This window comes from Flavobacterium sp. CG_23.5 (assembly GCF_017875765.1).
Taxonomy (GTDB): Bacteria; Bacteroidota; Bacteroidia; order Flavobacteriales; family Flavobacteriaceae; genus Flavobacterium.
This window is the reverse complement of sequence record NZ_JAGGNA010000001.1, coordinates 2,730,715-2,756,141: the sequence shown is the minus strand read 5'-3', so window position 1 is coordinate 2,756,141 and position 25,427 is coordinate 2,730,715. Positions and strand designations below refer to the sequence as shown.

The window sequence follows — 25,427 nt, the reverse complement described above, 5'->3', positions numbered from 1 at the left end:
ATAAAGAACTTGGAATATTGGCCAGTCTATTTTATTGCAACACATCCTAATTTGAAGATGTTGGAAGTTCGTAAACTTCAGCTGGTTTATTGTTTATGGTAATTAATAAATACTTTTTACCATTGAAATTGATAATGTCTAAATGACGAACGGCCTTTTGAGTTAAATCGATTCCTATCTGATTTCCCATATAAATTGTTTTTTCAGTTTTTATTAATGCTCCAGAAAATCCATCAAATCGACTGTGATAAGGCGAAACTCCAAAATAATTTCCTGCAGCAAAAACTTCTTCTTTTTTATCTGAATCAAAATTTGCTTTTACAAAACTAGTAATTGGAGCTACTTGCATTTTATTCGAAAAAGAAACAAAAACAAATTTTCCTTTGTCATTTCTCAAATAACCAGATTTCAAATTATGTACTTCATAGAGTTTAGCTTTTCCGAGCATTTTAGGATCAAAAACTTCTTCAAGTGTTTTGCCTGCAAATGATTTATAACTGTGAAATTTCTTTTTAACTAACCCACTAAATTGTTCAGCCAAATCATCTAACCCTGCGGTTGTATAATATTGATCTTTCTTTGCTATCGCAACAATAGTTTCAAATGTGCCATTTTCATCGAAATCATCATAATACATTTTCATTGGAAAATTTTGCGAAGCCACAAATTTTGAATTCATTCCCCAATTCCCTACCAAATAATCTAGATCACCATCATGGTCAATATCAAAAGGAATAATCGACTGCCATAATCCATTGCTTTTTTCGGGGAAAACGGTTGCCGTAACATCCTTGAATTGCCCATTGGTATTAGCGAAAAAAGTTGGTTTCATCCATTCTCCAACAACAATTAAATCGAGTTTTTTGTCCTTATTGAAATCGGTCACAACGGCATCTGTAACCATTCCTATACCGGAAAAAACTTTACTTTGAACAACCGTAAAAACCCCTTTATTATTGTTCAATAAATAACAAACTGATGTGCTTCCAAATCTATTATTCAAGGAATTATTACCCACAAAAATATCTAAATCTCCATCTTTATCGTAATCGAAAGTTTTAACAACTGAAGCGTTTTGAGTTAACTTTGGCAGTGTTGATTTAATAAATTGACCATTTTTAGCTAAGTACAATCGGTCTTGCAAATTAGATGCATTTTCACCTCCGCCGGAAGCCACAAATAAGTCATTTATTTTATCATTATTGAAATCCCCAATTATAGCTGACGCATCTTCAAAGATTGAATCATTGTCAATTTCATTAAATAATTTCTTAGAAAACCCTTTCGCGTTTTGAAGATAAACAACTGCTTTTTTATCTTTTGAACTACCAAAAAATATATCTTCTTTTCCATCTCCATTCAAATCTCCAATTGCATTTGCTGGACCTCTGTCAGAGCGTTGATAAGGAATTAATTTTTGAACAAGAATGTCTATAAAATCATTTTCTTGATGGGTAAAATTAATTCCCAAATTAGTTTCTACCTTTTTAAAAATGGGTAAAATGGCAGGATGTAATCTATTATAATCAAAAGTTTTTCTGTTAGCATTAGCTTTTATTGTCAATGTCTGATTGGTTTTTACATCCTTCAAAGTTTGATAGGTTTTATCCGGCCAAATGACTACTATCGAATCTACTTTTGTGATTTTACCATATCCAAAATGAATTATTGGCTCTGATGAAGATTGAAAACCTCTTGTGGTCTGCAACTCTTTAAATTGTCTTTTTCCTTTCGTATAAGAGATCACTTTTGTCCCAATCCCAAAAGTATTTTTCCCTCCAAAACGAAGTTTCAATTTCAAATAATTGGCATTTTTATCTGTTTTATTAATGTATACTGATGCGACGCTATTTAAATTATTGGTGATAACATCTAAATCTCCATCGTTGTCAATGTCAGCATAACCGCTCCCATTTGAAATAATCGAATCATTTTCAATCCAATCGCTAGATCTATTATTAAACATTAAATCTTTTGAGCCTTGAAAAACGTAATTCGTTACATTGCCTTTGGGCATCTTTTTCAATGCTTCTTTATCTAACAATTTGGTGGTGGCGATTTTGTTTTTTATTTGATCGTTAGAATAATATTTTACATAATCTAAGTCGTTCGGTCGCTTTGGAATTCCATTAGATACAAATAAATCTTGTTCGCCATCCTCATCATAATCAGCAAATAATGCGCTCCAACTCCAATCAGTAGCTGCAACCCCACTTAATAATGCAGTCTCTTTAAAATTATTTCCAGCTTGATTCAATTGCAACATATTTCTGGTATACTGATAATGATATCCTAATTTTTCAGTTCTCAATTTGAGCATTTGCACATTATCATCTCCTAATGAAGATTTCAAAACTTTCTCATCTTCAGGAAGCATGTCCAAAGTCATAATATCCGGAAAACCATCATGGTTGATATCGGCAACATCTACACCCATGGAAAATCTACTGGTATGCCCAAAATGTTTTTTCAAACTTTCAGTAAAAGTCCCATCACCATTATTCAAATAATAATAATCGTCTTCGTGAAAATCATTACAAACGTAAATGTCGGGATATCCATCCAAATTAAAATCGGAAATAGCCAATCCTAAACCATATCCATTTGCGCCGCCAAAAATGCCAGCTTTCTCGCTTACATCAACAAATTTTCCATTGTCATTTCTAAACAATTTATCCCCACATTCATAGTTTCTTTTATTTCTAATTTCGGCATTCCCAAAAGACGATTCAGAATGTACAGCATGGTTTAACAGATACATATCTAAATCTCCATCTCCGTCAAAATCAAAAAACGCCGCAGAAGAACTATAATTATCAAGATCTAATCCATAGTGTGCTGCACTCTCAGTAAAAGTATTATCCTTGTTATTTATAAATAATTCATTATGACCTTCAAAACCATTGATACCCACAACCGCGCAAACATAGATATCTAAAAATCCATCACCATTTACATCAGCCATTACCGTTCCCGCATTCCAATCGCTTTGTCCTTCAACGCCTGATTTTGATGTAATATCTTCAAATTTATCATCTCCTTTATTCAGATACAATTTATTTTTTCCCTGATTTGAAGTGAAATAAACATCGACTAAACCATCATTGTTGATATCGCCCAATGCAACTCCTCCTCCATTATAATAATAGAGATAATCTAAAATAGAAATGTTTTTTGATGGGTCTAACTGATTATTGAATGTGATACTACTTTTCTCCGGTGACAGTTTTTCAAACAAATGATCTTGTTTTTTGGAGCAACCAACAATCAGCAATGAAACTAATACTATTTTAAGAAAATTATTCATTGCATTTAAATATTTTAGGAGTGCTATTATTAACAACAGCAATAATCGAATTAATATTATTCTTGTTTTTTATTCCTTTAACATGCTTTACTTCTCCCTTTACAAAGAAACCTGAATTGGCATAAGGCAACCATGAAAAAGTTCCCTTTTTATTTCCTAAAAGTACACTTCCATAATTAGCATCTAGTCTGGAAAATTGAGGTTTGAATCCATATTGATTACCACCTAAAATCAAATCCAAAACTCCATCTTTATTCACATCCAAGGTGCATATCGTGTTTACACAAGAAAACTGAACTTCTTTAGGCAATGCTTTCACTTCAAATTTGCCGTTTCCTTTATTAATGGCAATGACACTTTCTTGAATATTAACTGTTTTTTGAATTGAGTTATCAATCACCTCCTTTACGAACAACTCCTGAAAAGATTTTTTAGAATAATCCGCATAACTTAAATTCTTCTTTTTTATCAACGGAATTTGTTTGGCTAATTCCTGCTTTAAGTGAATTGGAATATCCTTACCATCAATTGTTCGGGTCGTAATTTGCTCAATCGTTCCGTTATTATCGAAATCATTTACAAACATTTTCATCGGATTCGTTTTTGACGCTGTATAGGAAGTATTCGTTCCTTTATTACCCAAAACCAAATCTTTTTTACCATCGTTATTCAAATCCACACAACTTACAGCATTCCAAAAGCCATGATAACTGCTGAGATTTGATTTGAATTCCACCAATCTTCTTCCCGTATTTTTGAAAATTTTTGGAGACATCCAATCCCCAACAATAATTAAATCTTTTTTACCGTCATTATCGATATCTTCCCAAACAGCGTCAGTTATCATTCCAACTTCATTAAGTTTGAACGCTTTTTTATCTGTTGCATTGGTGAAATTTCCTTTTCCATCATTTTCTAATAACAACTGTTTTGGGTCGATTCCATAAACTCCTGGCACACTTCGGCTACCAATAAACACATCGATATCACCATCACTATCAAAATCATTTGCGGCAATTACTGACACGTTATTATTAGTTGTTGGAATGATAATTTTGCTTTTTACGAAAATACCTTTTCCATTATTTAGATACAAGCGATTTTTATAATTGGCTTGATCTGCTTTTTCATTTCCACCGGAACCCACCATTAAATCTTGATCGCCATCGTTATCGGCATCAAAGAAACTAGCGGCTATATCTTCATAATTTGCATCGCTATCTAAATCCTTTTGAGTAGTAATACTGAAATTATCATTTCCTTTATTTTGATAAATTTTCCCCGGATTTCCTTTGGCTCCGCCAATAAATACATCATCATTTCCATCTCCATTAATATCTCCTAGAGCCAACGAAGGCCCATCTTGAGAAAGCTCTTTTGAAATTAAACCTTCATAATCAAAATCGATATAATCATTCTCTTTGTGTACTAAAAAGGTAGTTGGTTTCTCAGAGAACAACTTCTTCGACGCAATACTTTTAGGAGTATAATTTAATTTAGCATCCTCAATATTCAATTTGATGGTAGAATTACTTGAGATCTTTTTAATCGTTTGAAATTTACTGTTTGGCCAAATTACTTGTAAGGAATCAATTTTTTTTGTTCCAATTCCAAAAGTCATTACATAATCGATAGAAGATTGAAAACCTCTTGAAGGAATCAATTCTTGTCTTAAAATTTCTTTACCCGAAAATAATTCAACAACACTTCCTACTCCAAATTTATTTTGATTAACTCCTTTTAGCTTAACTTTTACAAAATGATTTTTTTTATTTTTCTCAGAATTATTTTTATAAACAAACGCTTCCATGTTGACATTATTGACAATCAAATCTAAATCCCCGTCATTGTCTAAATCTCCGTAAGCCGCACCATTTGAAAAACTTGGTGTATCTAATCCCCAATTTTGCGCTTCATTAGTGAAAGTTAAATTTTTATTGTTTTTAAAAGCATAGTTTGGGATTGGTGTGCTCGGCATCTTATTGATTATGCTTTCCATATCATCTTTTTTGCCGGTAATCACCATTTTTTGAAGGACATCATTAGCAAAAAAATCAACAAAATCCTGATTCGTTAAATCATGATAAATACCATTGCAAACATAGATGTCTTTATAACCATCATTGTCCATATCAAAAAGTAAAGCGCCCCAACTCCAATCTGTTTTTGCAATTCCTGCATAATTTGCAATTTCTAAAAATTGATTACTTCCATTGTTAATCTGCAAAGTGTTTTGCATATATTGATTATAAAAGTCCATACTCAATTTCCTTGAAAACAGATCATAATTATCAAAATTGGTGGTCGTTTTTAAACGTTCATCATGTTCAGGTAACATATCCGTTACAAAAATATCTGCTGTCCCATCATTATTAACATCAGCCATATCAGCACCCATGGAGGATTGACTTATATGAGAGGCCCAATCTTGAATTTGTTCTGTAAACGTTCCGTTTTTATTGTTTATGTACAAGTAATCATGTTCGTAAAAATCATTTGAAATGTAAATATCTGGATATAAATCACCATTAACATCACCAACTGTAACGCCAAGACCAAAACCAATTAGGCTTCCATAGATTCCAGATGCTTCACTTACATCGATAAACTTTCCATTATCGTTTCGCAATAATTTATCACCGCCTCCTTTTAGAATATCATTAACATCCCAATCTTTGTCACGCAAATCTCTCTTATTTGAATAATTTAAACTGCTTACGGGGATAAAACTATTATTTAAGATATAACAATCTAAATCTCCATCTTTATCATAATCAAAAAACGCGGCATGAGTTGTTATACCAGAGTCAGCAAGATTATATTGATCTGCTTTTTCGGTAAAAGTGCCATTGCCATTATTGATGAAAAGTTCATTTTTTTGATTATCGCCTTTTGTATTACCCGCATTACATACATAAATGTCAAGAAATCCGTCGGCATTAATATCGACCATCACTACTCCAGTGGACCATGATTTTTTTCCCTCAACGCCAGCTTTTTTAGAAATGTCTTGAAACTTAAAGTTTCCCTTGTTCAAATAGAGTTTATTTGTTCCAAGGTTTGAGGTAAAATAAACATCCGAAAGACCGTCATTGTTAATATCTCCAATAGCGACGCCACCACCATTGTAAAAATTACGGTATTTGAATATGTTCATTTCCTCACCATTTTTGACTTCGTTGACGAAATTTATTCCGGTAGTTGAAGCCTCAAGTTTAGAGAATAAAGCGTCTTTCTTTTCTGAATTTTCTTTAGAACAATTTGAAAAAATAAAAAGAAGAGGAAGAAATAAAAAAATACGATTAAACATATTTATAACTATTTGATTTGGTAATTAGAAGTGAGCAATTTATATAATAATGATTATATAAAAAAATTAAAAACGAACTAATTAGAAGCCCTTTCAATAAAAAATTGTTGCAAAATGATGTAATTAACAGGCATACGAATTTAAATATTTAAGGAAACAATGTTAAAAGAAATGGTATAGGGGTAAAAAAATAAAGAGGGTAATAAATTACCCTCTTTATAACTAACTAACTCACAAAATAATTAATAGTAAACAAATCTTAATAACCAGGGTTTTGTTTTAAATTAGAATTAAATAATGCATCCGCTGGAATAGGGTATAAAATATATTTTTTGTCTGAAACATATGGTTTCAATTCTCTAACTGCTAAGAATTTACCAAAACGTATCATATCATTTCTTCTCCAACCTTCCCACCATAATTCACGTCCTCTTTCAGCATAAATTCCATCAAGAGTTGCAGGTGCTGCAGTCACACCAGCACGAGTTGCAATATTTGTCATAATGGCACCTACAGTTCCTGAACCACCTCTAGCAATAGCTTCAGCTTTCATTAATAAAGCATCAGAATAACGCATAATAACTAAATCATTATCAGGAGAATTCAAATTGGCATTATCTGGTATGTATTTTTCACCACGAATACCCGCAGTTCTAAGAGTAGGACCACTTGTAATCAAAGTTAAAGCCTTAGTGAATACTAAAGGAATACCAGGATTATCAAGTAGAGGAGTAACTCCTCCTGGAGCATATTGCTGACCAATTTGAAAACCAGCAGGATTCCCAAAATCGGCAATAATTTGCGGTGTAGAATATTGTCTACGAGCATCTGCAGTTCCAAATCTATCGTAGTATTCTGCTACGGTAGCAAAACCATTCCAACCTCCTGGAGTTTGATTGTAATGTTGAGACATTCTCCATCTGGACTGGGTATTTCCGCCGGCGCCTCCTTGAATGTTTTTAGAACTAAAAACAATTTCATTAGAAGTGTTGTTATCAGGAGCAAAATTTTTCCAATAATTCGAAGCTAATGTGTTAGTCATTGCATCAATGTGCTGTACTACTTTGGTCATGTCAGCTGCAGCAAAAGTAATAGCACCGGAAGCATCTGCTGATTCAAAAACAGCTTTGTTCAAATACAATTTTGCTAACAAGAAATGACCCGCATCTTTACTCGCAATACTTGCATCTCCTGCTACACGTGCTGGCAAACCGCCAATAACTGCTTCTAGCTCATCAATGCAAAATTTTGTTGCTTCAGTTCTTGTCCACACTTTAGGATCATCCTCAAGTGGAGAACCAGCTGGTCTGTAGGGTGCTTGACCAAACAAATCGACCACATTATAATAATAAAATGCACGTAAAAAACGAGCTTCTACAATTTGAGAGGCAGTACCCCCTTGTTCAATTATAACATTACAGTTATACACGTTAGATAATAATGAGTTCCATGCACTTTTTACCTCAATATGATCAGGCGCCCAGGTGTGTGTGTGCATTTGTCTCAACGCTCCATTATCGTCCCAGTCCCCACCACGAGTAGGGCCTGCTAGAGCATCTGTAGACATTTCGTCTAAGGTAAACACCCCTCCTTGTCCATTAAAATCTCTCAAACCCTCATAGGTCTTTGCTAACAAAGCACCCGTGTTTACAGAGCCTGAAGCTCCTGTAGATGATTTTATCTGTACACCATCTAATACTTCCTCATTTAAATTAGTACAACCCACTGCTAGAGTTAAAGTACTAACAAATAATAAGCCTTTTATAAATCTTATTTTTTTCATTTTTTTTAAAATTAAAACGTTACATTAAGTCCGACCGACACACTTTTCGCTTTAGGATAAGCTAAATAATCCATACCTGCAGAAGGTACACCTCCCAATTGTTTGTCAGTATCTACTTCAGGATCAAATCCTTTGTATTTAGTAAATAATAACAAGTTAGATCCGTTTACAAATAAACGAGCAGATTTAATTTTCGCCTTTTCTAATACTGCCGCTCCTCTGAAACTATAACCAAAAGATAAGTTACCCATACGTAAAAAATCTCCTTTTTCTAAATATTTAGTAGATGGGGAGTTAGGATCCCCTTGTGCTTGTGCAGATGAAGCTACCTCTGAAGTCACATTTTTACCTCCTAAGAAAGCGCCCTTAAAGAAATAGGCGTTTGCTGTATTGTTATATATATAATGACCAAAAGCACCATAAAATGAAACCGCAGCATCAAAGTTATTAAAGGTCAAGCTGGTGGAAAAACCAAGGTTCATTTTTGGTAATGGTTGTTTGTCTAATATAGATTTAGATGCGGTCCCAAGACCTGAGTCATTTCCAGCGGCATCAGCATAAATTGATGAACCATCTGCGGCATACCCTCTAAATTCATAAATATAATAAGAATAAATAGGTTTTTCATTAGTAATTACTTCTGCATAGGCATTAGACAATCCTTGACCATTTATAGCTCCTGTCTGCAAGAAACCAGCGAAATTAGTCATTTTATTAGTTTGGAAAGAAGCATTACCTGAAACATCCCAAGTGAAATTTTCTTTGTCTATTACTTTATATCCTAAAGAAACCTCAAATCCTTTGTTGATTAAATTACCAGGTAAGTTTTTGTAACGAGGCGATGGTGGTCCAGGTTGTGTAGCCGCTGATGGAATCGGGAAAATAAGATCTTTAGTATCTCTCATATAATAATCAAACGTACCATTCAATCTGTTATTTAGCAAGGTAAAATCTGCTCCAACACCGCTTGATGTCGTAGTCTCCCATTTTAAATCAGAGTTACCATTACTGTCAAGATTCAATGAACCATTTAAACCATACGACGATCTTGCAACAGCTGAGTTTGTAGGGAATTCTTGATTACCAGTAATACCATAACTTCCTCTAATTTTGAAATCGTTAAGCAAGCCTTCTTTGTTTTCAACAATTTTGTAGGCAACACCCACAGATGGGAAATTATCATATTTGGCATTAACACCTGGTTTTGTAGAACCGTCTCTACGAATAGTTGCAGTTACAATCAATTTTTTATACAAAGTAGCATTGAATCTAGCAAAATAAGATTGCAATTCACTTCTATTTCTAAAAGAATCTGCTCTATACTCCTGTTGAAATCCTCCTTCAATATTATCAATTAAATTGGTTTGAGCAGCATCGTATCCTTTACCACTTGCATTAAGGCCACTTGCATTATAATCATAGTACGAGTACCCTAACAAAGCGTCTAAAGTAAAATTATCTCCAAAAGAATTGTTATAATTTAACGTGTGCTCAAAAGTTTTATTAAATCTACTTTGCTCAGAAATTTGTGCCGCTCCATATTTTTTAACCCCACCTTGTGTCGCTTGTGCCACATCTTTTATATGAATTGAGGGTGATAATTGGCTTTTTCTTGTAGAATTAGAATTTTCAATACCAAATAAGAACTGATATTTTAAATGACTGTTGATTTTTACAATTGAGTTAATACTACCTATAATTTTATTTGTATTTGTATAATCATTATATGAATTTAGCAATTGTACAGGATTAAGGTAATCATCATCTACTGGTCCTTGAGGACCGTTATTTCCGCGTGAATAATAAGTTCCGTCTGCATTATAAATAGGCAAAGTAGGATCCCAGTATAAAGCGGTTCCTATAACATTTCCAACGTAACCTACATTGTTAGAAGTTAATGTAGCTCGATCCTTTAGTCCTGCATATAAGATTCTTGATTCTACTTTTAAAGCGCCTCCAAAAAAATCATTTGAATTATATAAGGAAGCAGTATATTTGTCTAAACCTGTATTTTTAACAATCCCATCTGAGTTACTTGCACCAAAGGAAACCCTCGTGCTTGAATTATCTGTAGATTTAGAAAAAGACAAATCGTGATTTATAGCAGAACCTTTTTGAAGGATTGCATCTTTCCAGTTGTACCCTCTTGAAAGTCTATCTGTACCGCCTAAAGCAACATACTCTCCAGCACTCATTACATCTAAATCGCTGCTATATTTGCTTGATTGAAAAGAAGTACTATAAGTAAGTTCAGGTTCTTTAGATTTTGATTTTTTAGTTGTAATAACGATTACCCCATTTGCTCCACGAGAACCATAAACAGCTGTTGAAGAAGCGTCTTTAAGAATACTCATACTTTCAATATCGTTTTGATTAATAAAGTTAAGCGGGTTTCTAGCACTAGAACTTCCTAAACCAATATCACTACCGCCAGAGGAAACATTTCCGCCTTCTTGTGGTACACCATCAATAACAATAAGAGGTCCATTCCCTGAACGAATTGAGGAATTTCCTCTAATTCTAATAGATACTCCAGCTCCCGGCTCACCACTTGAGGAAGTTACTTGAACCCCTACGGTTTTACCTTTTAACAAATCTGCAGGTGAAGCTGCAGAAATATTGTCAAAACTTTTTGAGCTAATTTGGTCAACTGCACCCGTAGCGTCTTTCTTTTTAACAGTTCCATAACCTATAACCACTACTTCTTTTAATTCAGCTGAATCCTCTTTTAACAGAACCGTTACTGAAGTTTTCCCAGCTACATTTACTTCTTGAGTTTTAAGACCTATGTAACTAAAAACTAAAACCGCATTTGGTCCAACGTTTCTGATTGTAAATTTTCCATCAAGATCTGTTTGTGCTCCGCTAGTTGTTCCTTTTACTAATATAGAAGCCCCTGGAAGAGGACCACTAGAGTCAGATACCGTACCTGACACATCTTGCGAATAAGTCAAACTGGCACACAGCATCGTTAGAAACACCATCAAGCCTTTAAGTAGACTATTTTTCATACGTAATAAATAAGTTGGTTAATAATTTTTTGATTGGTTTGTTTTAATTTTGATATCAAACATAGTTATAATTTTGTGATAATATTAGGATTTTATACAACTATAACGTTTTCGTTAAGCCGAAAACGTTTTCGTTTTTAAAAACATATACTTCAAAATATTAATAGTAAAGTTATAAATAATATAATAAAACAAACAAAAAAATATCTATTCTTAAATTTCAACTTGTTTTGCAGGAATAAAGATTTACACATTTATTAAAAAAAATACTACTTTAAAAAAAATGCTGACTATTCTTCAATGGAAATGCGTTATTTATGAATATTTCACAAAATTAAATATATTAAGAAAAGATCATAATCAAGCAGAATTAAGCTAAACATCTGATTGTAAAGTCTTAATTTAACTTTTCGCATCTCAAAAAAGTTAAATTAAAAATATTTTTATTATTTACCATAAAAAAAAGCCACCCATTTCGGATTTTAAATCAAATACCTATGATTAAAAACCCGGAATGGATGGCTCAAAAAATTGTTTTACTATTATTCTATTGTTATTGTTTTATTATCAACTCCAATTCCTATAATTTTTAAAGACTTCCATTTTTTTGGTAAAAGTCCCTTGTTGTATTTCAATCCTTGATCTGTTTGTTCCACACCTCCAAAACCATAAATTACAGCTTGAAGCATAGCACCGGCGCCTGTTGCAAAATAAGGATTATTACTATTTGCCGATTCAGAAAACACACCAAAAGGAGGGCGACTGTTAGGTAAATAGGATTTTACAAAATAGTTATATGCTTTTTCTTTATCACCCAATCGCGCGTATAAAACAGATAAAACTCCAGAAGCCATAGCCGGACCATCTTTTGGATCAATTTTCCCCGCATAATATTCTAGATCTTTTTCAATTTGCGCTTTATCTGTAATAACATGTAAAGGGTATGCTAATAAATTCACATCGGCTTGCTTTATCATCTGTCCTTTGTATCCTTTATAATTCTGGGTTATTCCATTTTCTTTATGAATTGCTAATTTTTCTGACACTTCCGCCCACTTGGGATTAATTGGTTCATTTAAGATTTTCGCAGCTTTAATAGTATTTTTTAAAGATTCAATAGCAGAAGCATTTGTAAAAGCATTATCATCAACATGTTGCGCATATTCATCAGCCCCAACTACATTCAATATAGAAAAACTTCCATCTTGGTTTTTAACTACTCGACTTACCCAAAAATCTGCAGTTTCTTTCAAAACGGCCCATTCTTTTTTCAACCAAGATTTATCTTGAGTTAAAGCGTAATAGTTCCAAAATGCAATAGATACGTCGGCTGTAATGTGTTGTTCAAAAATTCCTGTCAAAGCCCATGTAGGTGTAGCTTCCTCGCCAGTATCATCAGATTCCCAAGGATACATTGCGCCTTTATAGCCATAAATTGTTGCTTTTTGTTTGGCTTTTTGCAAACGATCTGAACGATAATCTAAGCAAGACTTAGCCATATCTGGTTGTAAAGCTAAAAGCGTAGGATACATCCAAAGTTCTGAATCCCAAAAAATATGTCCATTATAGCCTTGAGAAGATAATCCCATTGGAGCAATGCTTTGTCTGGTTTCAGGACGGATGAAGGAATATAAATTGTACAAAGCAAAACGAACGCGTTGTTGTGCATCTAAATCCCCTTCGATTTGAATATCGCCTGTATTCCATAATTCGCCCCATGCTTGTCTATGGCGATTCAGCAAATTATCGATTCCTTGTTGCAGCGCATAGATAGGCTGTCTTTCGGACTCGTTTAACGGATCCGTAATGTCTTTAGAGGTACAAATTCCACCCGCAATGGCAAATCTATATTTTTGCCCTTTTAAGAGTTTTTTAGTAAAGCCAACTTCATTTCCGGTTTGTTTTAAAGTTTCGCTTTGTCCATCAAATAGAAATGTTGTAGATGCTGAAACCGTATATTTCCCGGTTAAAGTTTTAGCTGTTGTTCCAAAAACTGGCATCAAATATTGATTGTCTTTTAATACTCGAAATTGACTCTTTGCTCCTTTCAATTCTTCGGGAACAGTCATGTAATTATTGGCGATAATTTCGATGTCTTTACTAGGTGTAATTTCTACAATCGCCATAGCCGAATAAGGAACCGCCCTGTTCGCTAATATCGTATAGTTTATATTTGCCAAATCTTTGAACGAAAATGAAGTGGTACTCGTCCCCTCTTTCATTGAAACCACTTGACTCCAATTATCTATATTGTCTGATTTTATCATTTGATTATTTATCGTCAAATGTAGATTCAAAAATTCTATACCTCGAACAATTCTACTGATACCATTTTCAGGGCTTCCGTCGTACACACCATTAAGGATAATTTCTTTTGTTTTTAAAGGTGTATCATCTGTAACAATTCCTATTTGACCATTTGCCATAGCAACTCCATAATAATTCGATCTGGAATTTGCATACAGATGCCATTCATCAGATTTTGCTTGTCCAAAAACAACTGGGCCTGCTAAAACTAGCAAGAACAAAACTTTAAAATTTGAAATCATAATTTTTGTTTTTAATAATAATTCCAAACTTAAATCATTTATTTCTTAAAAATTTAAATATTCATTTAAGATTCTCAATTTTATCACCGATAACGTTTTCGATATTTCGATAACGTTATCGATTTACAACAGTGCCAAAATATTAAAAAAAAAATGCAAATTGCTATCTTTTATTTGAGTCATCAAAACTAGTCACAACAGAAAATAACTTTAAAACCACAACTAAATCATAATTATATGAAACCAAAAAACATCTTATTTGTCTTACCAATACTCTTTAGTTGTTTACTATTTAAACCAGCAGTAGCCCAAGAAAAAAAAGCTCCAATTGAAAAAAAATGGTGGAAAGAAGCAGTTGTTTATCAAATATACCCTCGCAGTTTTAAAGATTCGAATGGCGATGGAGTTGGGGATATCAAAGGAATAATATCAAAATTAGATTACATTAAAAGTTTGGGAATTGATGTCGTTTGGCTAAATCCCATATATGGATCCCCAAATGCTGATAACGGCTACGATATTTCGGATTATCAAGCCATTATGAAGGAATTCGGAACCATGGAAGATTTTGATGCTTTGTTAAAAGGCATGCACCAAAGAGGACTAAAATTGGTCATGGATCTGGTCGTCAACCACAGTAGTGATGAACACAAATGGTTTCAGGAAAGCCGTAAATCGAGAGACAATCCGTATAGAGATTATTACCATTGGTGGCCAGCTGAAAAAGGAAAACCTGCATTTCGTCCGGGCGCATTTGAGGCCGACGGAAGCGGCTGGAGATATGACAAAACAACCGATTCGTACTATTTGCATTATTTCAATTACAAACAACCTGACTTAAATTGGGAGAATCCAAAAGTTCGTCAGGAAATTTACACTATGATGAACTGGTGGTTCAAAAAAGGAATCGACGGTTTTAGAATGGATGTGATTCCGTTCATAGCAAAAGACACTACTTTTCCCGTAATCACTAAGGAAGAACTTGACTCAAAATACGAAGGAAGATGGGATGTTTATTTTGCCAGCAATCCTAATTTGCATAATTATTTACAAGAAATGAACAAAGAAGTTTTGAGTAAATACGATGTGATGTCTGTTGCCGAAGGCGCAGGAATGCTAAAATCTACTGCTTTGAATTTTGTAGATCCAGAGCGACACGAATTGAACATGGGGTATCATTTTGACGGGACAAACCTAGGTTATGTTACGGGTTATTTCAAAAAAATGAATCCAAATTGGAGTTTGGTCGAATTCAAGAAAATCTATTCTGATTGGGATGCTGTATACGACAAAAAAGGTTGGGGAACCATTTATTTAGGAAATCACGACCAACCCAGAATGACCTCTCGTTGGGGAAATGATTCGCCTGAATTTAGAGACTATTCTTCAAAAATGTTGACTACTTTTTTACTTTCGATGAAAGGAACTCCTTATTATTACAATGGTGATGAAATAGGAATGACCAACGCAAAATTTAATAAAATAGAAGACTACAAAGATATTGAAACTTTGGCCGAATATGAAAGATTAAAAAATACAGGAGGTAATTTGAAACAATTTATTGAAGACCAAAAAACAGGTGGTGCCAGAGACAACGGAAGAACTCCTTTTCAATGGAATGATTCGAAAAACGGCGGTTTTTCAACTAGTGAACCTTGGTTAAAAGTAAATGATAATCATGTTACTTTGAATGCTGCAGCTCAAGACAAAGATCCGAATTCTGTGCTAAATTATTTCAGGAAAATGGTAAAATTACGAAAAAACAATCCTGTTTTAATTTATGGAAAATACACTTTAATTGACGCCAAAAATCCTAATATTTATGCTTACACGAGAGAATTGGATGGAAAAAAAGTTTTGGTAATGCTAAATTTTAGAAGCAAAAAAGCAAAATTAAATACAAAAATAAATCTTAAAAATGCAAAATTACTGATAGGAAATTATACAAAATCCAGTAACGGATTAGAACTAAAGCCCTATGAAGCAGTTGTTTTGGCAATAAAATAGAAATTACCTTTTAAAAATTTATAAAAATGAAAAACAACATTTTAAAAATGGCATTCATTCTGTTAGCAACCAATTTAGTTAATTCACAAAAAGTGGAATTACCAGATGCCTTGCAGAAAAAGTGGTGGAAAGAAGCTGTTGTATATCAAATATACCCTCGCAGTTTTAAGGACAGTAATGGCGATGGTGTAGGAGATTTAAAAGGAATTATATCCAAATTAGATTACGTTAAAAGTCTCGGTATAGATGCCGTTTGGTTAAATCCTATTTACGCCTCTCCAAATGATGATAATGGCTATGATATTAGTAATTATCGAGAAATCATGAAAGATTTTGGCACCATGGAAGACTTTGATGTTATGCTAAAAGAAATGCATAAACGAGGGATTAAATTAATCATGGATTTAGTAGTGAACCATAGTTCCGATGAGAATAAATGGTTTCAAGAAAGCAGAAAATCAAGAGATAATAAATACAGGGATTATTACCATTGGTGGCCGGCTGAAAAAGGCAAACCACCTTATCGATGGAGCTTTTTTGACTTAAATAGTGACGCTTGGAAATTTGATGCACAAACGAATTCTTATTACCTTCATTATTTTTCTGAAAAACAACCCGACTTGAATTGGGAAAACCCAAAATTACGGCAGGAAGTGTATGCTATTATGAAGTTTTGGTTAGATAAAGGTATTGACGGTTTTAGAATGGACGCCTTTCAATTTATTTCAAAAGACAATACTTTTCCAGATTTACCAAAAGAAATCGTAAATACTCCTGCAGCAATAATAAAATATTACCTAAATGGACCTCATTTGCATGATTATATTCAGGAAATGAATAAAGAGGTTTTAAGCAAATACCCAAACGCCATGACTGTTGCTGAAGGCGCTGGTGATTCGCCTGAAGCCGCAATGAAATTTGTAGATCCAGACCGTAAAGAATTAAATATAGCGTACCATTTCGAAAGCGTAGATGTTGGCAAACATTTAAAGGATTTTGGTTTAGTAAAATACAAAGCCATTTTTTCTAAATATGATGATAAATTTAAAGATAAAGGTTGGTTGTCAATCTTTCTAGCCAATCATGATCAACCTAGAATGGTCAGTAAATTTGGAAATGACACTCCTCAATTTAGAGAGTTATCTTCTAAAATGCTTTCAACATTTGTACTAACAATGCGGGGGACACCATTCTATTACAACGGTGATGAATTAGGAATGGACAATATTCGATTCGATTCTATTGAAGATTATCAGGATGTGGATACCCGAAATAAATACATTGGAATAAAAAATAAAGGGGGCGATTTACATGCTTTTTTAGATATACAAAAACAATCCTCAAGAGAAAATAGCCGTACCCCATTTCAATGGAACACAGAAAAAAATGCTGGATTTACAACCGTGAAACCGTGGTTAAAAGTAAATCCAAATTATAAAACGATAAATGCCGAAGCACAAGAAAAAGATTCCAATTCAGTATTAAATTATTTCAGAAAATTGGTGAAATTACGCAAGCAGGAACCTGCTCTCGTTTACGGAAAGTATACACTTTTAGATAAAGAAAACCCAAGTGTTTTTGCCTACACAAGAGAGTTAAATGGTAAAAAAATATTAGTTTTATTAAACTTTTCAGAAAAGAATGCACCTTATAATATCAAAATTCCGATCGCTAAATCTAAAATAATTTTAGGCAATTATAAAATTAAAAAAATGAATATTTTACAACCATATGAAGCGCAAATAGTAGAACTAAAATAAATGCTATTGCCAACTTAAATCTCTTAAATAGAGGCTAATAATGCAGCATTAAATATTTAAAGCTAAACTGTTTTTTACGAATAGATTTACAAATTAAAATTGTAAGTTTGTTTGGAAGAAACAGTTTTTTACTTTAAAATTTTGGCATTCATGAAAGACACCACTCTCAAGCAAATTGCCACTGAACTTGGAATTTCTATTACAACTGTTTCAAAGGCACTTAAAAATTATCCTGATGTTAGCCCGAAAACAAAAAAGGCGGTTGTAGATTTAGCAACAACCTTACATTATACGCCCAATAGCTTTGCAGTAAATCTAAGAACTAAAGAGTCTAAAACTATAGGTTTAATTATACCTACTGTCATGCACGATTTTTTTTCACATGTAATTGAAGGAATTCTTGAAGAAGCAGAGAAAAGGAATTATCTAGTTATTATTTTACAATCAAATGAAAAATATGAACTGGAGAAAAAACAAATCGATCTTTTATTAAGTAAAAGAGTTGATGGAATTTTAATGTCATTATCCAATGAAACTGGGGAATTTGATCATTTAAAATCTATTCACGCCCATAATACTCCTTTAGTACTTTTTGATAAAATTGCAAAAATAGTTAACTGCTCTAAAGTTAGCATAAATGATAAAAAGGCAGCTTACGATGCTGTATGTTATCTTATAAAAAAAGGATATAAAAAAATTGCACACTTCCGAGGGTCTTACATGCCTCAAAATTCCATTGATCGTTTTTTAGGTTACAAAAAAGCACTTGAGGACAACAACATTATCTACGATTCCTCACTCGTGTTCTTATGTGATAACAATACGGATCTAGAAGACGGTTACGAAAATGCTAAAAAAGCAATAGCTGAACATCCGGAAATTGACGCCATATTTGCCGTGACAGACTTGGTTGCCATTGGAATCATTAAATATTTTAATGAAGTTGGTATCGAAATTCCAAAACAAGTAGCTGTTTTTGGATTTAGCAATTGGTTTATGTCCTCTATTATCACTCCAAAACTCAGCACAATTGATCAGCCAGCATTTGAAATTGGAAAGAAATCTGCCTCCATTTTATTTGATGAAATAAATCTAAAAAAGAACAAAGAACCTATAACGTTCCAAGTAATTGAACTGGAAACAAGTATAATTGAAAGAGAGTCTACGTAAAAAATATTGAAATTAAGTACTTTCCCTCTCATTTAACTAATCTCGATTAATTTGTTTATTTTGCTAAATTCTTTAGAAATAAGATTAAAATTAATACCTTGGTAAAGAATATTTTAAGGTATACGCGTTTTGTCATAAGTATAAATTATACTTATAGTGAGTGAAAAAAACCAGTTTATCGCAAAATATTTTTTAATCTTATATAAGCACAAAATAGATTCATGAAAGATATTACACTTAAAGAAATTGCAACTAAATTGGGGATTTCAATTACTACTGTTTCAAAAGCTTTGAAAAACTATCCAGATGTAAGTGCAAAAACAAAAAAAGCAGTAATTGATCTTGCACAAACGCTACATTATACTCCAAATAGCTTTGCCGTAAATTTAAGAACAAAAGAATCCAAAACTATTGGTTTAATTATTCCCGAAGTAGTGCACCATTTTTTTTCGAATGTAGTTAATGCAATTATTGATGAAGCGGAAAAAAACGGTTATTTAGTTATCATTTTGCAATCTAATGAATCGTTAGAATTAGAAAAAAAACAAGTTGAACTCCTTATTAACAAAAGAGTTGATGGTATTATTATTTCACTTTCTAACGAATCAAATAATGACGATCATATCAAGGAAATAATCGATCGGAATATTCCTTTTGTTATGTTTGATAAAATCAACAAATTAATTTCCTGCTCTAAAGTAATAATTGATGATCAGAAGGCAGCGTTCAACGCTGTTCAACATCTAATAGATGCTGGCTGTAAAAAAATCGCTAATATTCGAGGTCCTTTAAACCCGCAAAATTCCATAGACCGCTATATTGGATATAAGAAAGCTTTAGAAAAAAACAACATTCCTTTCGATTCAAAATTAGTTTATACTTGTGAAAAAGTAAATTTTGAAGAAGGACTTGAGTTTGCCAAACAAATAATGAAAGACAACCCAGATGTCGACGGAATTTTTGCAATTACTGATTTAGTTGCTGTTGGTGTATTAACCTATTTTAATAATAACGGCATAAAAGTTCCTGATCAAGTCGCCGTAATAGGCTTTAGCAATTGGTTTATGTCGCAAGTACTTACCCCAAAATTAAGCAGCGTGGAGCAACCTAGCCACGAAATGGGTGTAGCATCTTTTAACCTATTAATGGAAGAAATGATATGTCATAAGGAAGGAATTCCTTTTAGCCCAAAAACTATTGAATTAGATACCAGTACAGTTATTAGAGAGTCCTCCGTTAGAAAATAATGAACATCAAATTTCTCCTAAGTATTCCATTGATATCATTTGCTATCTTTGCAGAAAATCAATGTTTCTTTTCAAACCTGAAAATTTTGCTCTTTTTAAAGGGGAATCTTTAAAAACTATTCTAAAAGTTTCTTCGGTGATTTCCTTCCAATCTTTTTTAGTCATGGAAAACAGTTCTGGATTTGGATTAAATAAAGGTTCATTATGTGCTTTTGAAAATTTATTCCATGGACAAACATCTTGGCATATATCGCAGCCAAAAGCCCAATCATTAAACTTTCCTTTCATATCTTGTGGAATATTCTCTTTTAGTTCGATGGTGAAATAGGAGATGCATTTACTGCCATCAACAATGTATGGCGCAACGATGGCATCTGTAGGGCACGCGTCGATACAGGCCGTACAAGTTCCGCAATGATCTGTTGTGATATAATCGTATTCTAAATCTAAGTCAATAATTAGCTCCGCAATGAAGTAAAAGGATCCTACTTTTTGGGTTAGCAAATTACTATTTTTTCCTATCCATCCCAGCCCGCCTTTGGCCGCCCAAGCTTTATCAAGTACGGGTGCCGAATCCACAAATGCACGTCCGGAAACATCTCCTATCGTTTCCTGAATAGAAAAAAGCAATTCTTTTAATTTTTCCTTGATTACAAAATGGTAATCCTGTCCATAAGCATATTTTGAGATTTTATAGGAATCGCTTCCGACAATTTCGGATTGAAGTTGCTCCGGATAATAATTTAATAGCAGTGATATTACACTCTTGCCATCATCAACAAGCAGGGTTGGATTTAGACGCTTGTCAAAATGATTTTCCATATAGGACATTTCTCCATTCCTATTATTCTTTAACCAATTTTCTAACCTTGGAGCTTCTTGTTCTAAAAACTCAGCCTTAGAAATACCACAAGACAAAAATCCGAGACGTTGCGCTTCGGATTTTATAAATTGCGTGTATTTTGATTTATTATCGATGATAAAAATATAAAGTTAATAATCCCTGAAAAATAGCCCTGATAGAAGTGGAAATCCTTTTTTGACTCGCCCTTGCGAGGAGAAAAAGATTGAAGCGAATAGCAGGAAAAAGCTCCTAAAACCTAAAATAAACCACCTTGAATATTGGTTTTTATTTTCCCTAAATGTTTATACGCTTTATCAGTAACTTCTCGTCCTCTGGGTGTTCTCATGATAAAACCTTCTTGAATCAAGAAAGGTTCATATACTTCCTCGATGGTCTCACTACTTTCGGATACGGCTGTTGCCAAAGTTGATAAGCCAACCGGTCCGCCTTTAAATTTATCTATTATGGTCGTCAGTATTTTATTGTCCATTTCATCTAAGCCATGGGCATCCACATTAAGCGCTTTTAGTGCATAACGAGCAATTTCAATGTCAATAGTTCCATTCCCTTTGATTTGCGCAAAATCACGAACGCGGCGCAGCAAAGCGTTAGCGATACGTGGAGTTCCTCTACTTCGTCCTGCAATTTCGATAGCGGCTTCCATCGAAATAGGCATTTTAAAGATACTGGCGCTTCTTTCGACAATCGTAGTCAGTAATTCAGTTGTATAATATTGCAGACGCGAAGCGATTCCGAAACGAGCTCTCATAGGAGCTGTTAACAAGCCGGATCGCGTTGTTGCTCCAATTAACGTAAAAGGATTTAGATTGATTTGAACGGTTCTTGCGTTAGGTCCAGATTCAATCATGATATCTATTTTGAAATCCTCCATTGCCGAATATAAATATTCTTCAACGATAGGGCTTAAGCGATGAATTTCATCGATAAACAAAACATCTCTTTCCTCAAGATTAGTCAATAAACCAGCCAGATCTCCTGGCTTGTCCAAAACTGGTCCTGAAGTGATTTTGATACCCACATTTAATTCATTGGCAAGGATATTTGCCAAGGTAGTTTTTCCTAAACCTGGAGGTCCATGAAACAGCGTATGATCTAGTGCTTCATTTCTTTGATTTGCCGCTTGCACAAAAACCTTTAAATTTTCTAATATTTGGTCTTGACCTGCAAAATCATTGAAAGAAAGTGGCCTTAATCTTTTTTCAAGATCGAGTTCTTCAGAATTATAACCGTCAGTAGTTGGATCTAAATTTTCATTCATTTAACAAAGATAGCAAAGCAATTTTGAATTATAAATTATAAATTATAAATGCATGAAAAAGTTAAAAAAAATGAAAGAAATCAAGCTATTAAAAGAATAGCTAATAGAAAAAGATCACAAAAAAAGCCTCTACTTTCGCAGAGGCTTTTAAATATTTTTTAGTGGTGCAAAACTTCTTCACCTTCTTTCATCGGTACATTTTGAGGAACGAAATCCACATCGTGTGCAGGATTACTGTAGTCGTAAGGCCAACGGTGCACTTCCGGAATTTCTCCTGGCCAGTTACCATGGATATGTTCTACTGGGGCAGTCCACTCCAGCGTAGTAGATTTCCAAGGATTCTGAACTGATTTTTTACCGTAGAAAATACTACTGAAAAAGTTGTACAAGAAAACCAATTGAAAAATACCTCCAATTAAGGCAAATGTTGTTATTAGAACGTTTACGTTTTGTAAATCATCAAATAATGGAAAGTTAGTATTTGTATAATAACGTCTTGGTAAACCTGCTAACCCTATGAAGTGCATTGGGAAAAATACACCATAAGCAGTGATTGCAGATACCCAAAAGTGAACATATCCTAAGTTTTTATTCATCATTCTTCCGTACATTCTAGGAAACCAGTGATAAACACCAGCAAACATTCCGTAAAGTGCAGAAATACCCATTACTAAGTGGAAGTGAGCTACAACAAAATAAGTATCATGTACATTAATATCTAAAGTACTATCTCCAAGAATAATTCCTGTTAAACCACCAGTGATAAAGGTAGAAACCATTCCAATAGAAAATAACATCGCAGGATTTAATTGCAAATTACCTTTCCATAGAGTTGTAATCCAGTTAAAAGCTTTTACCGCTGAAGGAATAGCGATCAATAATGTTGTAAAAGTAAATACTGAACCTAGAAATGGATTCATTCCTGATATAAACATATGGTGTCCCCAAACTATTGTAGATAAAAATGCAATCGCCAAAACGGACATAATCATCGCTCTGTAACCAAAAATTGGTTTACGAGAATTAGTAGCCATCACTTCAGATACAATTCCCATTGCAGGTAAAATTACGATATAAACCTCTGGGTGACCTAAGAACCAAAATAAGTGTTCAAATAATACAGGTGAACCACCTTGATAATGCAATACTTCTCCAGCAATGTAGATATCAGACAAGAAGAAAGATGTTCCAAAACTTCTATCAAATATTAACAATAAAGCTGCTGATAACAAAACAGGAAACGAAACAACACCTATTATAGCAGTTACGAAAAAAGTCCAAATTGTTAATGGAAGTCTAGTCATAGACATCCCTTTAGTTCTAAGATTAATAACCGTAACGATATAATTCAAAGATCCCATTAAAGAAGATGCAATGAATATTGCCATAGACACTAACCAAAGTGTCATTCCCATACCAGAACCAGGAATAGCCTGTGGTAATGCACTTAAAGGAGGATAAATTGTCCATCCAGATGATGCAGGACCAGCTTCAACGAATAACGAACACAACATAATTACCGCTGACAAAAAGAACATCCAATACGATATCATATTCATGAATCCAGAAGCCATATCTCTCGCCCCAATTTGAAGTGGAATTAATAAATTACTGAAAGTTCCACTTAAACCAGCAGTCAATACAAAGAAAACCATAATGGTACCATGTATCGTTACTAATGCTAAGTAAATATCATTTGCCATAACTCCATTAGGAGCAAATTTATCACCCAATAATACGTTAAATATTTTAAATGATTGTTCTGGCCAAGCTAATTGCATTCTAAAAAGCATAGACATCATAATACCTATAACACCCATAATAATACCAGTAATCAGGTATTGCTTGGAAATCATTTTATGATCAATACTAAAAATATATTTAGTAATGAAAGTCTCTTTATGATGGTGTTCGTGTTCTAGATCGTGTCCGTGACCGTGAGCTTCTGCTGACATATACGTTTACTTTAAATTTTCTTAATAATTATTTCATTGCTATTTTAACAACAGCTGCTGCGGTATCCTTACCTTTAGTAGAATCTGCTCCTTTAGCGCCATCAACAGGAGCAGTGGGAGTTTTAGCTGTTTTAACTTCTTGTACTAACGTAGCTTTTTCTTTTAACCACTTTCTATAATCTTCTGGGGTATCTACAATTACTTTCATTTGCATGTTGTAATGAGAAGCTCCACATATTTTATTACAAAGCAATAAAAAATCAAAAGAATAAGGGTCAAGCGCCGTTTCACCTTTTGCAACAAGATCAATACTTTTCTTAGCTCTTATAGCATTAATATTTGCAACTTTCTCTACCATATAGGGTAATTCTCTGTATTCTTCAGTTGTGTAGATAGGTGTATAAGCAAATTCAGTTACCATCCCTGGTACACAGTTCATTTGCGCTCTAAAATAAGGCATATAAGCTGAATGCAGTACATCTTGAGAACGCATTTTGAAATGAATTTTTTTACCTTTAGGAATATGCAGTTCCTTAACAACAACATCATCTTGCGAATAAGGATCTGCTAAATCAACACCAAGAGTATTAACCCCTTCTATCAGTCTAACGTTAGCTTTACCTAAAACATTATCATTACCGGCATATCGTGCAGTCCAATTAAATTGTTGTGCATACAATTCAATAACAACAGTATCTTCTTCATCATCAATAAACATGATATTTGTCCAAGCATAAAGACCATATAGGATTAAACCGGCAAGAACTACAGCAGGAATAACACTCCATAATGCTTCCAATCTGTTATTATCAGCGAAATACAATGCTTTTAAATCTTTTGTACCTCTATATTTAAAGGAAAAATAATATAATAATGCTTGAGTTATTGCCTGAACAGTAAATATAAGAACCCATGTAATATTCATTAAATTATCCACTTGTCCACCATGAGCTGAAGCAGGAGTATGAAGAACTAATGGTCCCCATTTAAACAATCCGTAAATTGTAAAAACATAAAGGAAAGCTAAAAAACCAAACATCAAATAACCCTGAACATTATTATCATCATCGTTCGCTATTTGAGAATTGTCCGAATATGTTCCTACTTGAGTAAGATCAAATATCTTCGTCAATTGCCATAAAGCAACGGCTAATAAAACTAAAACTATAATTACCAACAAACTTGTCATCTGTTTACTTATTTTA

13 protein-coding genes are annotated in these 25,427 nt (G+C 33.5%); 4 read left to right on the top strand and 9 right to left on the bottom strand.

Going from position 1 to position 25,427, the window contains the following annotated elements; translation table 11 throughout:
- Positions 1-46: 46 nt before the first annotated feature.
- The 5 genes from H4V97_RS11850 to H4V97_RS11830 form a co-directional block, all read right to left on the bottom strand.
- Entirely contained in the window at positions 47-3,307 is a 3,261-nt protein-coding gene (locus tag H4V97_RS11850; RefSeq protein WP_209549817.1) for a VCBS repeat-containing protein, read from the bottom strand.
- Complete coding sequence (locus tag H4V97_RS11845; protein ID WP_209549816.1) at positions 3,300-6,617, bottom strand: VCBS repeat-containing protein; 3,318 nt, start codon at positions 6,615-6,617, stop codon at positions 3,300-3,302. Before H4V97_RS11845 ends, H4V97_RS11850 begins: the two co-directional genes overlap by 8 nt.
- 259 nt (positions 6,618-6,876) lie before the next feature.
- Positions 6,877-8,400, bottom strand: a complete 1,524-nt coding sequence (locus H4V97_RS11840; RefSeq protein ID WP_196849979.1) for a RagB/SusD family nutrient uptake outer membrane protein — start codon at positions 8,398-8,400, stop codon at positions 6,877-6,879.
- Between the two features lie 11 nt (positions 8,401-8,411).
- On the bottom strand, positions 8,412-11,411 hold the full coding sequence (locus H4V97_RS11835; RefSeq protein WP_231385430.1) for a SusC/RagA family TonB-linked outer membrane protein: 3,000 nt from the start codon (positions 11,409-11,411) through the stop codon (positions 8,412-8,414).
- 542 nt (positions 11,412-11,953) lie between these two features.
- Positions 11,954-13,960: a glycoside hydrolase family 65 protein gene (locus tag H4V97_RS11830; RefSeq protein WP_209549815.1), complete on the bottom strand. Its 2,007-nt coding sequence runs from the start codon at positions 13,958-13,960 to the stop codon at positions 11,954-11,956.
- Positions 13,961-14,197: 237 nt separating this feature from the next.
- On the opposite strand from H4V97_RS11830, the gene H4V97_RS11825 reads away from it, so the two are divergent.
- The 4 genes from H4V97_RS11825 to H4V97_RS11810 all read left to right on the top strand — a co-directional run bounded on the left by H4V97_RS11825 (position 14,198) and on the right by H4V97_RS11810 (position 20,144).
- The gene (locus H4V97_RS11825; protein WP_245345233.1) at positions 14,198-15,967 is read left to right on the top strand and encodes a glycoside hydrolase family 13 protein; all 1,770 of its coding nucleotides are present in this window, start codon (positions 14,198-14,200) and stop codon (positions 15,965-15,967) included.
- A gap of 26 nt (positions 15,968-15,993) precedes the next feature.
- A complete protein-coding gene (locus H4V97_RS11820) occupies positions 15,994-17,727 on the top strand; it encodes an alpha-glucosidase (protein WP_317196497.1) in 1,734 nt (577 codons plus the stop codon).
- Positions 17,728-17,877: 150 nt separating this feature from the next.
- The gene (locus H4V97_RS11815) at positions 17,878-18,897 is read left to right on the top strand and encodes a LacI family DNA-binding transcriptional regulator (RefSeq protein WP_209549814.1); all 1,020 of its coding nucleotides are present in this window, start codon (positions 17,878-17,880) and stop codon (positions 18,895-18,897) included.
- A 221-nt stretch (positions 18,898-19,118) separates the two neighbouring features.
- Positions 19,119-20,144 carry a LacI family DNA-binding transcriptional regulator gene (locus tag H4V97_RS11810; RefSeq protein WP_209549813.1) on the top strand — a complete coding sequence of 342 codons (1,026 nt, stop codon included), beginning with the start codon at positions 19,119-19,121 and terminating at the stop codon, positions 20,142-20,144.
- A 42-nt stretch (positions 20,145-20,186) separates the two neighbouring features.
- Here H4V97_RS11810 and queG read toward each other — a convergent pair whose 3' ends face one another.
- The 4 genes from queG to H4V97_RS11790 all read right to left on the bottom strand — a co-directional run bounded on the left by queG (position 20,187) and on the right by H4V97_RS11790 (position 25,411).
- Entirely contained in the window at positions 20,187-21,125 is a 939-nt protein-coding gene (gene queG / locus H4V97_RS11805) for a tRNA epoxyqueuosine(34) reductase QueG (RefSeq protein WP_209550300.1), read from the bottom strand.
- A gap of 119 nt (positions 21,126-21,244) precedes the next feature.
- On the bottom strand, positions 21,245-22,267 hold the full coding sequence (gene ruvB, locus H4V97_RS11800; protein WP_209549812.1) for a Holliday junction branch migration DNA helicase RuvB: 1,023 nt from the start codon (positions 22,265-22,267) through the stop codon (positions 21,245-21,247).
- A 158-nt stretch (positions 22,268-22,425) separates the two neighbouring features.
- Entirely contained in the window at positions 22,426-24,222 is a 1,797-nt protein-coding gene (locus H4V97_RS11795) for a cbb3-type cytochrome c oxidase subunit I (protein ID WP_209549811.1), read from the bottom strand.
- 28 nt (positions 24,223-24,250) lie between these two features.
- Positions 24,251-25,411, bottom strand: a complete 1,161-nt coding sequence (locus H4V97_RS11790; protein ID WP_209549810.1) for a cytochrome c oxidase subunit II — start codon at positions 25,409-25,411, stop codon at positions 24,251-24,253.
- Positions 25,412-25,427: the final 16 nt, after the last annotated feature.